At 61.4% G+C, this 13884-nt stretch carries 13 protein-coding genes and 1 pseudogene; 11 read left to right on the top strand and 3 right to left on the bottom strand.

The features are described 5' to 3' along the window. Window positions 1-377 precede the first annotated feature (377 nt). From ACWDTI_RS14915 to istB, 11 genes and pseudogenes are all read left to right on the top strand, one after another. A complete protein-coding gene (locus ACWDTI_RS14915; RefSeq protein WP_449738875.1) occupies window positions 378-608 on the top strand; it encodes a DUF433 domain-containing protein in 231 nt (76 codons plus the stop codon). 34 nt (window positions 609-642) lie between these two features. Beyond that, window positions 643-969 (top strand): DUF5615 family PIN-like protein, encoded by a 327-nt coding sequence (locus ACWDTI_RS14910; protein WP_449738874.1) that lies wholly within the window; start codon window positions 643-645, stop codon window positions 967-969. 198 nt (window positions 970-1167) lie between these two features. After that, window positions 1168-1377, top strand: a complete 210-nt coding sequence (locus ACWDTI_RS14905; protein WP_449738873.1) for an antitoxin MazE-like protein — start codon at window positions 1168-1170, stop codon at window positions 1375-1377. Next, window positions 1374-1706 (top strand): type II toxin-antitoxin system PemK/MazF family toxin, encoded by a 333-nt coding sequence (locus ACWDTI_RS14900; RefSeq protein WP_449738872.1) that lies wholly within the window; start codon window positions 1374-1376, stop codon window positions 1704-1706. Before ACWDTI_RS14905 ends, ACWDTI_RS14900 begins: the two co-directional genes overlap by 4 nt. A 219-nt stretch (window positions 1707-1925) precedes the next feature. Further along, on the top strand, window positions 1926-3059 hold the full coding sequence (locus ACWDTI_RS14895; RefSeq protein ID WP_449738871.1) for a tyrosine-type recombinase/integrase: 1134 nt from the start codon (window positions 1926-1928) through the stop codon (window positions 3057-3059). After that, window positions 3056-3421 (top strand): helix-turn-helix domain-containing protein, encoded by a 366-nt coding sequence (locus ACWDTI_RS14890; RefSeq protein WP_449738870.1) that lies wholly within the window; start codon window positions 3056-3058, stop codon window positions 3419-3421. Before ACWDTI_RS14895 ends, ACWDTI_RS14890 begins: the two co-directional genes overlap by 4 nt. A 292-nt stretch (window positions 3422-3713) precedes the next feature. Then, window positions 3714-4862 carry a Fis family transcriptional regulator gene (locus tag ACWDTI_RS14885; protein WP_449738869.1) on the top strand — a complete coding sequence of 383 codons (1149 nt, stop codon included), beginning with the start codon at window positions 3714-3716 and terminating at the stop codon, window positions 4860-4862. A 45-nt stretch (window positions 4863-4907) separates the two neighbouring features. Then, window positions 4908-6317, top strand: a complete 1410-nt coding sequence (locus tag ACWDTI_RS14880) for an ApeA N-terminal domain 1-containing protein (RefSeq protein WP_449738868.1) — start codon at window positions 4908-4910, stop codon at window positions 6315-6317. Window positions 6318-6495: 178 nt separating this feature from the next. After that, the gene (locus tag ACWDTI_RS14875; protein WP_449738867.1) at window positions 6496-8982 is read left to right on the top strand and encodes an AAA family ATPase; all 2487 of its coding nucleotides are present in this window, start codon (window positions 6496-6498) and stop codon (window positions 8980-8982) included. 280 nt (window positions 8983-9262) lie between these two features. Continuing rightward, a complete protein-coding gene (gene istA / locus ACWDTI_RS14870; RefSeq protein ID WP_449738866.1) occupies window positions 9263-10933 on the top strand; it encodes an IS21 family transposase in 1671 nt (556 codons plus the stop codon). After that, window positions 10930-11731: pseudogene (gene istB / locus ACWDTI_RS14865) on the top strand (IS21-like element helper ATPase IstB). The gene istA and the pseudogene istB overlap by 4 nt, the downstream one beginning before the upstream one ends. A gap of 9 nt (window positions 11732-11740) precedes the next feature. Here istB and ACWDTI_RS14860 read toward each other — a convergent pair. From ACWDTI_RS14860 to ACWDTI_RS14850, 3 genes are read right to left on the bottom strand one after another with little or no spacing between them, the layout of a single operon-like run. After that, window positions 11741-12007 carry a F0F1 ATP synthase subunit C gene (locus ACWDTI_RS14860; RefSeq protein ID WP_449738865.1) on the bottom strand — a complete coding sequence of 89 codons (267 nt, stop codon included), beginning with the start codon at window positions 12005-12007 and terminating at the stop codon, window positions 11741-11743. After that, window positions 12004-13275: a glycosyltransferase gene (locus tag ACWDTI_RS14855; RefSeq protein ID WP_449738864.1), complete on the bottom strand. Its 1272-nt coding sequence runs from the start codon at window positions 13273-13275 to the stop codon at window positions 12004-12006. The genes ACWDTI_RS14860 and ACWDTI_RS14855 overlap by 4 nt, the downstream gene beginning before the upstream one ends. After that, complete coding sequence (locus ACWDTI_RS14850; protein WP_449738863.1) at window positions 13272-13838, bottom strand: TetR/AcrR family transcriptional regulator; 567 nt, start codon at window positions 13836-13838, stop codon at window positions 13272-13274. The genes ACWDTI_RS14855 and ACWDTI_RS14850 overlap by 4 nt, the downstream gene beginning before the upstream one ends. Window positions 13839-13884: the final 46 nt, after the last annotated feature.

Genomic DNA, 13884 nt, shown 5'->3' with positions numbered 1-13884 from the left:
AAGAGGCCAACGTCGGTGGTGAGGAGCTCGATTTCGTCGAGGTCGTCGCCATGCCACGGGATGACGAGGCGTGATTCGCGGCGAGATCTGGACCATTGCGGGGGTGTGTATGAGTCCAAGCCAAGTCTCAACTATGCTGTCATCCGGCAGCCGATCCGGGAATTCAGCTGCGGCGCAGTGTGATAGGCAGTGGTTTGCCAGTAGCGCTGCATATTCGATTGCTGAATATTCTCGGGCGGCCTGGCCGGATGGCACCGATGGTGCGGGAGGTGCCGCATCAGAGCGTTTGACCGTTGGGTTGGACATTGTTGCTTTCGCGGGCGCGGCGTCGACGCTTGGAACGGGTTCAAACTTGGCCCAGGGGTAGAGTTAGGGCCATGTTTCTCGCACGCATCACAGTCGACCCGGCGGTAATGGGTGGCATGCCGTGCATTCGCGGCATGCGGTTCCCGGTCGCGAGCGTTGTTGCGATGGTGGCTGATGGCATGTCGTCAGAGGACATCGTCGCCGGGCACCCCGATCTGGAACTCGAGGACGTTTCTGAAGCCCTGAAGTACGCCGCTGAAGCACTCCGAGAGCGCGAACTTCCACTCCGACACCCGGCGTAAAGCTTCTGCTAGACGAGAATCTCTCACCGACTTTGTGCGCCGTGCTTGTCGAAGCTGGTCACGATGCAGGCATGTGCGAGATTTCGATGTGGCTGGGGCGACCGATGAAGTGGTGATAGCACACGCGGCGTCACTTGGTTTGATTCTCATCAGCGCCGACACCGACTTTGGGACATTGCTTGCCCGAAGCCACGCGGTGAGGCCATCCTTCGTACTCATCCGTAGGGCGAGTGGACGGCGGGCGTCCGAGCAAGCACGACTCCTGATTGAGAACCTTCCGCTCGTCGCTGAGGAACTCGAAGCGGGAGCCGTAGTTGTGCTTGGAGAAGCCACGATACGAGTTCGTCGTCTGCCGATATGAGATCACTCCGACACCGGGCAGTATTGAAGGACCGCCCTCTGCGGATGCCTGTGAGTGGACGAGAATCGGAACTCGAATTCCGTTGGGGTGCTGAGCAATACGCAGCCAATTGCTGGTAACCCTGCATATTCGATTGCTGCATATTCGCAGCCAACGCACAGCCTGGCCACCCCGGAGCGTTACATGTAACATGGGGCCATGGCAGTGAGGGACAGGGTTGGTGAGTATCGACGCCGGATGCGCGAGCGCGGTTTGCGACCACTACAGGTCTGGGTTCCCGACGTGCGCACGCCCGAATTTGCCGCGCAAGCCCACACGCAGTCGGTTCTCGTCGCTCAGGCCGATGTCGATGGGGACGAGCAGGATTTCGTCGAGGCCGTCTCTGCGTCATGGGACGACGAGACGTGATACGCGGCGAGATCTGGACTTTGGCCGGTGGTGTGTATGCATCGAAGCCGCGGCCCGCGGTCATCGTGCAGGATGACCTCTTCGATTCGACTCTGTCGGTAGTGGTTGTGCCGATGACGAGCCAGCTCACAGAGGCGCCGTTGTTGCGGATTCGTATCCCAGGAGACCGGGATGCGATCTCGGGCCTCGAGCGCGACAGTGACGTGATGATTGACAAGCTGACCGCGGTCCGGCGATCGAATGTTCTAACTCGTGTTGGACGTCTGACATCCGAGCAGCTAGTTGAGGTTGAACGCTCGTTGATGGCGTTTCTGGGACTTGCGCGATGACGCGTAGGCAAATAGGGGGCCGGCGGCCGACGAATCACATAGCTGACGACAACGGCGCACCTGAATAGTGTTGCGGCGCGGCGCAATACGCAGTGGATTACTTGACATAATGTATCTTATCGGCACTAAAGGAGACGAGTTTAAACAGATGGAGATTCTCCTGCGTCCTCGTGAATCTCGAGCGAAACTGCTGGCTGCTCCCGGTGTCGAGTTCGTTTCATGCAGAGTGTTCCAGGTCGGCTACCAGAGTTCCTGTCGAACGGCGTCGTCGGTCTGCTCCGACCCGAGGACCGAGTGTTCGAGGCGATGCTGGATGGCTGGCGAGCCCAGATGCTGGCCCGTGGACTCGGTGTGCCATTCATCCAGTCATCGTGCAGCCTGGTGTCTCGTTTCCAAGAGCACTCCAACGAGTACCCGTGGGCCTGGCAGCCGATCCACGTCGATGAGTTCCTGGCTGATCGACGAACCGGGCCAAAGTCCGTCTCAGTGTCGACGCTGCGCGCGAACGCCGGCACGATCAGAGCCTTCTGCTATTACGTCACTGACGAAAGGTACGGGTGGGCTGCGTTCTGCAGCAAAGCATTTGATGACGTTCCCGCCCAAGTCGTTTTCGAGTGGAACACGCCGCGCCACAAGACTGATGACGCCATACCCGCTGACCGGCGGAGCTTCACCCAAGCCGAGTTGCAGGCGTTCTTCGATGCATGCGACGACCTGGTTGACCGCGAGTTCGCCAAAGGGTCGAAGCGCTGGCTCCCACTGTTGCGAGACTCCACCGCGTTCAAGGTGTGCTACGCCTACGGCCTGCGGCGTCGCGAACTTGCCATGCTCGACTATCACGACTTCGGCCCGAACCCGCACGTTGAGAACTTCAAGCAGTACGGCGCTGTCCAGGTCCGCTACGCAAAGGGAATGTCCGGATCGGGACCACGTCGACGCACAGTCCTCACAGTGCCCGAGTTCGACTGGGTCGTCGACCTTCTCGAACATTGGCTCTCGCCGCAGGGTCGCGAGCAGTTCACTACCGCCGATCGTTCGGCCTCGTTGTGGCCGTCGGAAAGGGCCGGTGCCACGGGAATCCGCAACTTTAATCGCACGTTCACCACGGTTCGCGAACTCGCTGGGCTGCCGAAGGAGTTGAAAATGCACTGCCTGCGCCACTCTTACGTCACCCATCTCCTTGAAGCCGGATACGACCCAATGTTCGTCCAGCAGCAAGTCGGCCACGCCTACTCATCCACCACGGCGCTCTACACCTCGGTCTCGGCAGACTTCAAGCAGAAGACCATCCAACGGATGATCCAACAGCGAATCGTCACGCGTGACGAAAAAGAGGTCAGGAAGGACACGTGAGCGAGCAACGTCGCATCGGGTACCACTGGAATCTTCGCCAGCGGATGGCTGATCACAACCTCTGGAAGACAACGGAACTCATCCCGTTGCTGAAGTTGCGTGGTATCAACCTCTCAAACGCACAAGTGCACCGACTGGTGACCGGTACACCCGAGCGGATCCCTGCCCGCACCTTCGCTGCGCTGTGCGACATCCTTGAATGCACACCCAACGATCTCTTCGAACCATATGTAGAGATCCGCGCTGCGGCCACGGCCGAAGCACCTGCCAACCCGGCCGAACTCGGCATCGGCGAGAAGCGATCCGTTGCCCGCCGAATCCGAGTCGTCCGTACCGATGATGACGATGGCAAGACCACGTAAACCCGAAGACCCACAACGGTGGGAAGTTCCATGCGACCGCTGCGGCGAGCATCGTGAATGCGTCGTCACCTGGCAAGGCCTCGGAGTATGCGGTTACTGCTACCAGGCAGCCAAACGTACCCGGGGTGTGTGCCCGTGCGGTCACGACGGCGTGCTACCAGGAATCATCAATGGCCAACCGGCGTGCCGCAAATGCACCGGTATCAAACTCAACGTCGACTGCGTTGAGTGCGGCGCCGAGGAAGAACTCTACGCACAGGGGCGCTGCTGGCGATGCGTCCTGGGAGCGACCGTGGACCGACTGTTGACGAATCCAGAGACCGGTGTCGTCACCGATGAGCTGAAACCTTTTGCAACTGCCCTGAAGTCGATGAAGCGAGCCAACAGCGGTCTGACTTGGATCAACCAAGAACATGTCACAGTGTTCCTCACCGAGTTGGCTCGCACGCCGCTCGTTTCCCACGACGTCATCGACCAACTCCCCCGATCGCGCACCCGAGAATACGTCCGAGAACTCCTGGTCACCCATCAAATCCTGCCGCCCAGGGACGGACTGCTGCACCGCTATATCGACTGGTCAAACGACGCCCTCGACCGCCTGAAATCGGCGGAACATCGCGACATCGCCAACCGCTACATCCGCTGGCACCACCTGCGGCAGATGCACTCGATGGAGTCGGTGTCGCACGGCACGTTCCTACGGTCGAAGCAAACCGTCACCGTCACAATCGAATTCCTCAACTGGCTCACCGACCGGGACATTTCGATCGGCGTTCTATCCCAAGCGGATTTGGACGCATGGCAAGCCGAAGGCCCGAGCACGAGAGAATTTGCCATCCGCTTCCTTGCGTGGGCAATCAAGACCAAAGTGGTCGCTGCGGACCTCACGATGACGCCTCATCGTCGCGGCACCAGTCAGAAGATGAGTGCCGAGGCTCAGCAAGACACCGTCGACAGCATCACATCGAACCAACCGGCACTGAATCCACGGGACCGAGCCGCTGCGATCCTGGTGCTCGTCTTCGGCCAGCAGATCGACCGGGTCGTCAAACTTACTTGGGACCGCGTCATCGTCTCCGACGAACTCGCGACCGTCACACTCGGCGACATCGCTATAGCCCTGCCGGCCCCGCTCGACGAGCCATTCCGCTATCTCGCCGGAGAACGCGACCTTGCGAACACCGCCGCCCACCCCGCCACCAACTGTGTATTCCGCGGATACGTCCCCGGCCAACACATCAACCCAGGCCACCTACGGAACCGGTTGAAGTCGACGTTTAGTACCCGGGCGGCCCGATTGGGCACCTTGCATGAACTCACCAAGCTCGCACCCGCAGCGATACTCGCGGACACTCTCGGCTACTCCCCTGCCACCATCGAACGCCACTCCATCGCGTCAGGAGCAATCTACGCTCAGTACGTATCAACAATCAGAGACTGATAGTGAAGTGGCCCCAGCGACAGACACGATAGGACTGCGAGACTAATGAAAGAACAAGATAGACGGTTTGTTGGCAGCTGGTGGCGAGCAGGCAGTCGTGAGCACGCAGTAGGCGGAGTGCTTGAGATAGATGAAGCGGGCCGCTGTCGATTGGAGCTCGTTGATTCGCTCCTCGAGCACCACGAAACACAAGTTTTGTTACATGGCAAGGCTTTTGGAAAATCCATCACAGTCATTAACGCAAGTCCCTCGAATGGCGGCAAGACGGTCATCGGACAAGAACATACAGAAACGCAGGTGTTGCGTTCGGACGCAGTCCTTGTAGGAATCCATCTGGAATCCGCCGATGATGCTGTGTTCGATGCGATGTGGGTGAGTATCGCGAACCTGACTACTTGGGCAGACCGGTCGGCGTTTGAGGCAATCGACACCTATGACAAAGATCTATGGAAATTTAGGCGAGCTGAGTTCAAATATGAGCCAATAGATGATATCGCAGTTGCTCTCACAGATCGAAAGGAAGAGATTATATTTCGCTGGTGTATGAGAGGGAACACGATTCAGAATTATGTGCCGTTCCGCGAATACCGTGTCAGAGAAGCGGTGAGGCTGGAAGTGCGTGCAGGAGAACCCAGGAGCTGGATGGGCTACTGGCGTACTGCTTGCGATATTCAAGACCTCCTGACTATCGCCACCCAGGCGCCGTGCCTTGCTTCATCGTTAGAGCTGAAGATTGTCCGCGACGAAGGTCCGGCACATAAGGTTGATGTGCACTTTCATAGCGGTCGGACGGCGGTAAATGCAGAGGCAACTAGAGACAAAACTGATTCGCACGGGCTTCTGTTCCGCCTTGGTGATCTTGAGATTGCCGCGGGAATCAATCGGTGGATCAAACTCACGGACACGCTGGGCTTGCCCCTAAATGTCTTGCTTGGCTTAGACTACGATCCTAGTGGGTACTACGAGAACCAGATTTTCAACGCGGCGTCCGCTGCCGAGGGGTTTCACCAAGCTCTCCGGCCGAACTCGGTATCGCTAGACCCAAGCGTGCACGCATCGATTGTTGACGAAGTGAAAGATCACTTTAAAGACGATGACTTGAAATGGATTCTCCCACGTGTTGGCGAGAACCGTCCGGGGCTAAAAGATCGCTATGTAGAGCTCGCGGGAATCCCAGATAGCGAGGCTGTAAATGCGTTAGTCTGCAATGTTGAAGTGTGGGCGAGATGGCTTAAGAATGCGCGCAATGCGATTGGTCATCTCAATACAGGTGAGCTCGATCGAAAGGTTCCCGAGTCCGCCAGATTTAGAATTACCTATATAACAAAAGCGCTACTGCATCTAGTGGTTATGAATGAGATCGGTGTAGACGCCGAGAAGCAACGGGAAGCAGTCCGGAATGCTTGGTGGTTCTCGGCGAAGCGTTTCGAGGAGGCAGTCCGGGCGGCCATTTGATCGGCCTCCCCTTGGAGTGGCATACCTTCGCCGAGGGACAGTTCGACCTACTATCAACGGGAGTAGCGGATCTCGCACTCATTGCGAGAGGACGACTATGACAGATCGCGTAGTGCCGCGAAGACCGGTGGACCCGCGCGGTCTACTCAGCGAGTGGGCGAACACATCCGACGAGTGGGTGCGCTACATCGTGCGGCACGTCCTCAACGGCGGCGGACCGCTCGGAAGCGAGGAGCATTCCGGAGCGTACGTCTTGTTTCGTCAGGAGAAAGCCCTCGATACCCGCGAACTCCCCACGGAGGAGGCACTCGTCACCCTCGAACCCGAGGATGAGGCGATCGAGCCGTTGACCCTTACCTCGCTCTCCGATGTCGTTGGCGTCAACGCCTTGGTAGAGGGCGGAGTCATCGAGCCGCATGCCGGCCTGACGATCTTGTTCGGAGAGAACGGCACGGGTAAGACGGGGTACTCCCGCATCTTTAAAGCCCTCGCGGCGAGCCGCACTGCCGATGTGATCCTCGGCGACATCGAAGCGGCATCGCCGCAGCCCCAATCAGCACTTGTCGGCTACACGCTCGGCACTGAGACGAAGACCTACACCTGGACCGGACAACAGGGCGTCGCGCCCTTCACCAGGATGTCCATCTTCGACAGCCCTTCTGTCAGCTTCCACGTCGATGACGACCTTGAGTACGTCTACGTGCCAGCAGCCCTGGCACTGTTCAATCACGTCATCGCAGGCATCAAGTCGGTACAAGCCCACATCGACGAGGCCGTCGAAGACCTACGATCTGGGTCCACAGGGCTTCTGTCTCGCTTCCCACGAACTGCCGCGGTTTACCCGCTCATCGAGACGCTGGGAGCGTCCACTGATCTGGAACACCTGAGGTCGCTCGCCGACTCCGATCCCGACGTCGAGACACGTATCGGGGACCTGCGCCGCACGGTCGCGGCGCTGGAGGCGGACACCATCAGCGCTGAGATCAAGCTGCAACAGCGAGTCGAACGCGTCTTGACGCAAGCTTCCAACGCGGCCACCGTGATGGCTGACTTCAACGTGGAGGCATACGGCCGCGAACGCGACACCCTCCACGGACTTGAAGAGGACTACCGCGCCTTCCGAGCCGCCCTTTTCGAGGCAGCCGACCTGCCGGCCGAGCCCGACGACACCTGGAGCACGTTCATCGAGGCCGGCGAGGCATACCAAGCACATCTCATCGCGGTCGGAGCACACGACGCCGATCGGTGCCTGTACTGTCGGCAGCCTCTGAACGAAGCGGCGCGATCGCTGATAGGCAAGTACTCCGAATACCTCGAAGACAAGATCACCACTGACATCGCCGCTTCAAAGGCGCGGGTCCACGCACGTACAGAACCGGTCACCTCGATCCAGGTCAACGACGTCTCTACCTTCGCCGACGAGTACGCAGATGCCGAGGAAAAGCCCCACTTCCACGTTGAACTCGACCGGACTCTGAGCACCATCGCGGAGCTGACCGAGCAGCTTCTCTCCGCTTCCGCTGTGAACACAACGCTGACCGCACACGCCGGTACAGATGCGATAGCGCTCGCCACGGCGTTGGGGACCGCCAAGCACGCCCTCGACGAACTGAGGGCACAGGCAGCTTCGCGGGCTGACACATTGGCCGAGAAAAAGAAGGAGCTTGTCGAGCTAGAAGCGGCGGCAGAACTGACGAAGTCGTGGACGCTCATCGAGTCATGCGTCCGCGACGCCAAGCAGGCTGACCGGCTCACGCTGCTCGCCAAAGCTATGCCTGGTCTTCTGCGCGCTGTGACCGGGCTGGCTAAGACCGCAAGTGACCAGATGATCAACGAGAGCTTCGACGCGCTCTTCAACGAAGAGTGCGCGGCACTCCGCGCGCCCGCGCTGCACGTGGAGTTCGTCGGCCGTCAGGGGCGCGCACAACGCCGCAAGATCCTCGGCGGGAAACATAAACCATCCAAGGTGTTATCCGAAGGAGAGCAGAAGGTCCTCGCAATAGCGGACTTTCTCGCCGAAGCGCGCCTCGCCGGAATCACCGCGCCGGTCATTTTCGATGATCCTGTCTCAAGCCTCGATCATCGCCGCATCAACGAAGTCGCGCAGCGCGTCGCGTCGCTCGCTGACACGACACAGGTCATCGTGTTCACCCACGACATCTTCTTCGCCAGCACGCTGCTTTTGCTCATGGAGGCGAGCAAGCGCTGCTCCTACTACCAGATCACCGATGAAGACGGCAAAGGGAAGGTCGCCCGAGCGACGGGTCCCCGCTGGGACAGCTTGAACAACATTAGGAAGAACATCAACGAGACCATCCAAGCGGCGAAGTCACAGGACGGCGATGCCCGGGCGGCGCTGGTCCGCACAGGCTACGACTGGGTGCGTGCGTGGTGTGAGGTCTTCACCGAGACTGAGTTGCTTCAAGGTGTCACCCAGCGCTACCAACCCAACGTGCGCATGACCAACTTGCCCAAGATCAAGTCCGAAGCACTCCCATCCGCAATCAACACTGTGAACCGCATCTTCGAGGAAGCGTGTCGGTACATCGACGGCCACTCGCAACCCTTGCCCAGCCTCGGGGTCAGCCCCACACTCGTCGGACTCGAAGCCCACTGGGCTGAATTGGCCGAAGCGCGATCCGCGTACAACGCGGCGTTGCAGTAGTCTTCCTCAAACCTCACTCGGGAATCGAGTCTGCTAGACCGGGTCTCCCGCTACTCGTCCCACTTCAACACGTCTCGTTACCAGTTAATGAGGACAAGTTCAAATCGATGAGAGGATGGTTATGACAGCTTGATCTGAGACCACGTGACAGTTTGTTCTAGGCCCACCTTGCCGACTCGCCGTGTGGTTGTGACGGTTTGATTCAGACCCACCTGAGGGTGTTCGGAAGGACTGGGGAGTAGCCCCGGTTCACCGAGCCTGTTGAGGGTGGGTGGTGTGGATGGGGACTCGTGTGGAGTTGTTCGCCCAGATTCGTCGTGATGCCCGGGTTGAGGAGCTCTCGATCCGGGAGTTGGCGCGCCGTCATCAGGTGGGGCGGGCCACTGTCCGCCAAGCGCTCTCAGGTGCCGCGCCGCCGGCCCGGAAGGTTCCGGTGCGGGTGTCGCCGCGGTTGGGGCCGTTTAAGTTCGCGATCGACGCGATGTTGGTCGAAGACCTCTCCGCGCCGCGCAAACAGCGCCATACCGCCCGTCGGGTGCATGCCCGTCTGATCGAGGAATATGACGCCCAGCGGGTGTCGTATTCGTCGGTGCGTGACTATGTGCGGGTTCGGCGGGCGCAGATCGAGGTCGATGCCGGGCGGCGGGTGGAGGTGTTCATCCCGCAGGACCACGCCCCGGGTGAGGAGGCCGAAGTCGATTTCGGTGAGGTGTGGGTGATGCTGGCCGGGGTCAAAACCAAGTGCCACATGTTCACCTTCCGGCTCTCGCATTCGGGTAAGGCGGTGCACCGGATCTATCCGACCCAGGGCCAGGAAGCGTTCCTCGAAGGACATGTCGAGGCGTTCACCGAGATCGGTGGCGTCCCGACCCGCCACATCCGCTACGACAACCTCTCCAGTGCGGTGGCGGTGGTCATTTATGGGACTGGTCGTCAGCGGGTCGAGAACGAACGCTGGCAACTGTTCTGCTCGCACTATGGGTTTGATGCGTTCTACTGCCAACCCGGTATCGACGGCGCCCACGAGAAAGGGGGCGTCGAAGGCGAGGTCGGCCGGTTCCGCCGCAACCGGCTCTCGCCGATGCCGGTGTGTGAGACGCTCGCCGAACTCAACGACCGGGTGCGGGTGTGGGACGAGATCGACAACGCCCGCCGCATCGATTCCCGTATCCGCACCGTGGGTGAAGACTTCGCGATCGAACACCCACTGCTCGCGCCACTGCCGGGCGAGCATTTCGATCCCGGTGTGGTGCTCACCCCGCGGGTGGACCGCTCAGCGCTGGTCACGGTGCGGATGGCGCGGTATTCGGTGCCGGCGCACCTGATCGGGCAGCGGGTCCGGGTGTCGTTACGGGCGTTTGATCTATCGATCCGCGACGACAAACACCGGGTCGTCGCTATCCATCCGCGGGTGGTCGGTAACGGCCGCCACAGCCTGCACCTCGATCACTACCTCGAGGTCCTCGCCGACAAACCCGGCGCCCTGCCTGGGTCGACCGCGTTGGCCCAGGCCCGGGCGACCGGGGTGTTCACCGCCGCCCACGAAGCGCTATGGGCCGCGGCCCGCAAAACTGATGGTGATGCCGCGGGCACCCGCACCCTCATCGAGGTTCTGTTGCTGCACCGCAGCATGGCGCACGCATCGGTCGTCGCGGGGATCGAGGCTGCGCTGCGGGTCGGGGCGATTAGCCCCGATGTCGTCGCGGTCGAGGCCCGCCGCCACGCCGCCACCGCGGGTGGGTCCAGCTCGGGCCGTCATCTCGACGACCAAGCACCACTGAATGTGCATCGGGTTGTCAGCCTCACCCAGTACCGCCTGGCTGATCCGGCCGCGGTCATCGCCGGCCTCCCCGCCGATACCCGTCCGCTACCGAACACCGCCATCTACGACCAGCTGTTGATCCGCACATCCACCGCCCGCGGTGGCCACCAGAAGGAGACCGGCACATGACCACCACCGCAGCACGCGCCACGTTCGGTGGGCCACGCCAACGGGCACTGACCGACGAGGCCGCCGCCGCAGGAATCGATCAAGCGTGTCGTCGACTGCGGCTACCGACCATCCGCAGCAACGTCGCCGATACCGTCACCGCCGCCACGACTGGGCAGTGGTCTTATCACGCGCTGCTCGCTGAACTGCTTCTTGCCGAGTGTGATGACCGTGATCGCCGCTCGGTCGTACGCCGGGTCAAGTCTGCGGGGTTCCCGCGCCAGAAATGGTTGCCCGACTTCGACTTCGATGCCAATCCGTCGATCAACCCGGCCACCATCAATACCTGCCACCGGCGACTGGATCCGCCAGGGCCATCCGCTGTGTTTGATCGGCGATTCCGGCACCGGCAAATCCCATCTACTCATCGGGTTGGGGACGGCAGCTGCGGAGAAAGGGTTCCGGGTGAAATACACCCTCGCCACGAAACTCGTCAACGAGCTCGTCGAAGCCGCGGACGACAAAACGCTGGCCAAAACCATCGCCCGCTACGGTCGCGTCGATCTGCTGTGCATCGACGAACTCGGCTACATGGAACTCGACCGCCGCGGCGCAGAGCTACTGTTTCAGGTCCTCACCGAACGCGAAGAAAAAGCATCCGTCGCGATCGCCTCGAACCAGCCGTTCTCCGGCTGGTCACAAACCTTCACCGACGCCCGCCTCTGCGCGGCGATCGTCGACCGCCTCACCTTCAACGGCACCATCATCGAAACCGGCACCCACTCCTACCGCCTCGCCCACACCGCCAATCAGCAATGAGTCTCGCGGCTATAGGCGTGGTGTGGCGAAAACGAACAGTGCCATGAATGCGAGGTTGATGAAGTAGGCGGCCTCGACGAGGCTGACGGTGATGAAAAATGGGGTGAGGAGTCGTCCTTGGGCATCTGGTTGGCGGGCGATGCCGTCGATGAGTTTGCCGCCGGCGATCCCGTCGCCGATACCTGCTCCGATGGCTCCGCCGGCGAGCAGGATTCCGCCGCCGGTGAGTGCGCCGGCGGAGATGATGGCGTTGACCAGGGCTGGGTCGGCGCTCACCGGTTCACCGTGCCGGTACTGAGGAGTCGTTCGATGATGCCGGTGGCGGCACGTTCACCGTCTTCGGCGCGTAGTCGTTCGCCGAGGTCGCGGGCGTGGCCGCTATAGGTCGGATCGGTGACGGCGGTTGTGATGGTGGCGGCGAGAGCATCGGCGGTCAGTGTGGTGCGGCGCAGTGGTGCCGGGCTGACGCCGAGCTGATGCAGTCGCTGCGCCCAGAACGGCTGGTCCATGATTCCGGGAATCGCGATCGATGGAATTGCCGCTCGCAGGGTTGCCGCGGTGGTTCCTGCACCGCAGTGGTGCACTGCGGCTGCTGTTCTCGGCAACAGCCAGCTATGGGGAACGTCGTCGACGACGTGGATGTGCGGTGCGTCGTTACCGTGCAGGTGGGCCCAGCCGCGGTGGATGATCCCGCGCCGTCCTGTCTGGGTGAGCGCCTCGGCGAAGACGTCGCTGAGGCGGTCGCCGTGGGTGGTCGCTGTGCTACCCAAGCCGATGTAGATCGGCGGTGGGCCGTCGTTGAGGAACTCGGCCAGCGGCTGCGGCGGGGTGTAGCCGGCGGGCTCGGTGGGCCACCAGTATCCGGTGAGATGGGCGTGGGCAGGCCAGTCCTCGGGGCGTCGGATGACATGGCTGCTGATGCCATGTAGTTGTGGCCAGGTAGCAGCACGGTGGTGTTGATAGCTACGTCGGGACTGCTTCGGTAGACCCAGGGTGGCACGCAGATCGTCGACCAGTGGAGTGAATAGCTTCTCCCCAGCGGTGGCCATGGTCCAGGCGGTGCGGTTGCCCCACCGGCCGAACGACCGGGTTCCCAACGGCGGGGGCGCGAAATCGCCTGTCGGCGTCGATGGTTGCAGAAACAGTGCTGCGCTGGGGATGTCGGCTGCCTGGGCTACATGCCAGCCCAACAGAGATCCGACCGGACCTTCGCACAGCAGCAGGTCAGCACCTTTGGCTGCGGCCGCCATGGCTTCGCCGACGCCGGCGAGGTCGTCGCGCATACCGGCCAGGGCCTGTTTTGATGGCCGTAGTTTCTCGCCGTCGACCATCGCCTGGCCGTAGGTCGAGTCGCGAGTGGCCTGCTCGGTATCGCCAGGCAGCTCGCGGTAGTCCAATCCCGCGTCGACGATGAGCTGGCGGTAGGGCTGTTGAGCGGCAATCGCAACGGTCACTGCCAGTTCGTCTCGTAGCCGGGTCGCGAGCCCGGTCAGCGGGGCGACGTCGCCGCGGGTACCGAAGGCGAGGATGACGACGGTGGTCACAGCGGTGCTCCTAACGCGTGGAGGAATAGTTCGCCTACTCCCGCGAAATAGCGGCCAACCGGGTAGGTGGCGTCGCGGGAAAGGTTGCTGACCGCGCCATCGAGTGCTGCACGCAACGCATCTTTGACCAGGGCAGGGTCGACGGCGGTCGTGAATTCACCCGACCGGATACCGCGGTCGATGATGGTGTGCGGGTCGAGCAGCGCGAACTCCGGTGGGACCCCATGCTCATCGACCGAAGCGGCGACCGCCTGATCGAACCGGAGACCAGCAGCAGTGCGGTAGCTGGTGGAGATCTCGTACAGAGCCACCGCGCCCGCCCGGTTCGATTCCAAGAACGCCCCGTTGGCGCTGATGTAGGCGGCCAGTTGATCGCGCGCAGTCGTGGCAGCAGACACAGCAGGAACCATCACCGCCGCCGACGCGGTAAACACCGACTCGACCACCGCGGCGACAATCTCGTCCTTGCTGGTGAAGTGGTACAGCAACGCGCTTTTCGCGATCTGCGCCCGGTCCGCGATCTTCGCCAACGACGCCTGCGGATACCCCACCTCGGCGATCAACTCGATCGCACACCCAACGATCTGCTCTCGCCGAGCCCGATCGGCG

This window comes from Gordonia sp. NPDC003424 (genome assembly GCF_053588655.1).
The sequence above is the reverse complement of the archived record's forward strand: the minus strand, read 5'-3'. Positions and strand labels throughout refer to the sequence as shown.

Bases quoted from the DNA above. Each gene is read 5' to 3' on its own strand.
- ACWDTI_RS14915 (WP_449738875.1), top strand. From the start codon at position 378: ATGTTTCTCGCACGCATCACAGTCGACCCGGCGGTAATGGGTGGCATG.
- ACWDTI_RS14905 (WP_449738873.1), top strand. From the start codon at position 1,168: ATGGCAGTGAGGGACAGGGTTGGTGAGTATCGACGCCGGATGCGCGAG.
- ACWDTI_RS14895 (WP_449738871.1), top strand. From the start codon at position 1,926: ATGCAGAGTGTTCCAGGTCGGCTACCAGAGTTCCTGTCGAACGGCGTC.
- ACWDTI_RS14880 (WP_449738868.1), top strand. From the start codon at position 4,908: ATGAAAGAACAAGATAGACGGTTTGTTGGCAGCTGGTGGCGAGCAGGC.
- istA (WP_449738866.1), top strand. From the start codon at position 9,263: ATGGGGACTCGTGTGGAGTTGTTCGCCCAGATTCGTCGTGATGCCCGG.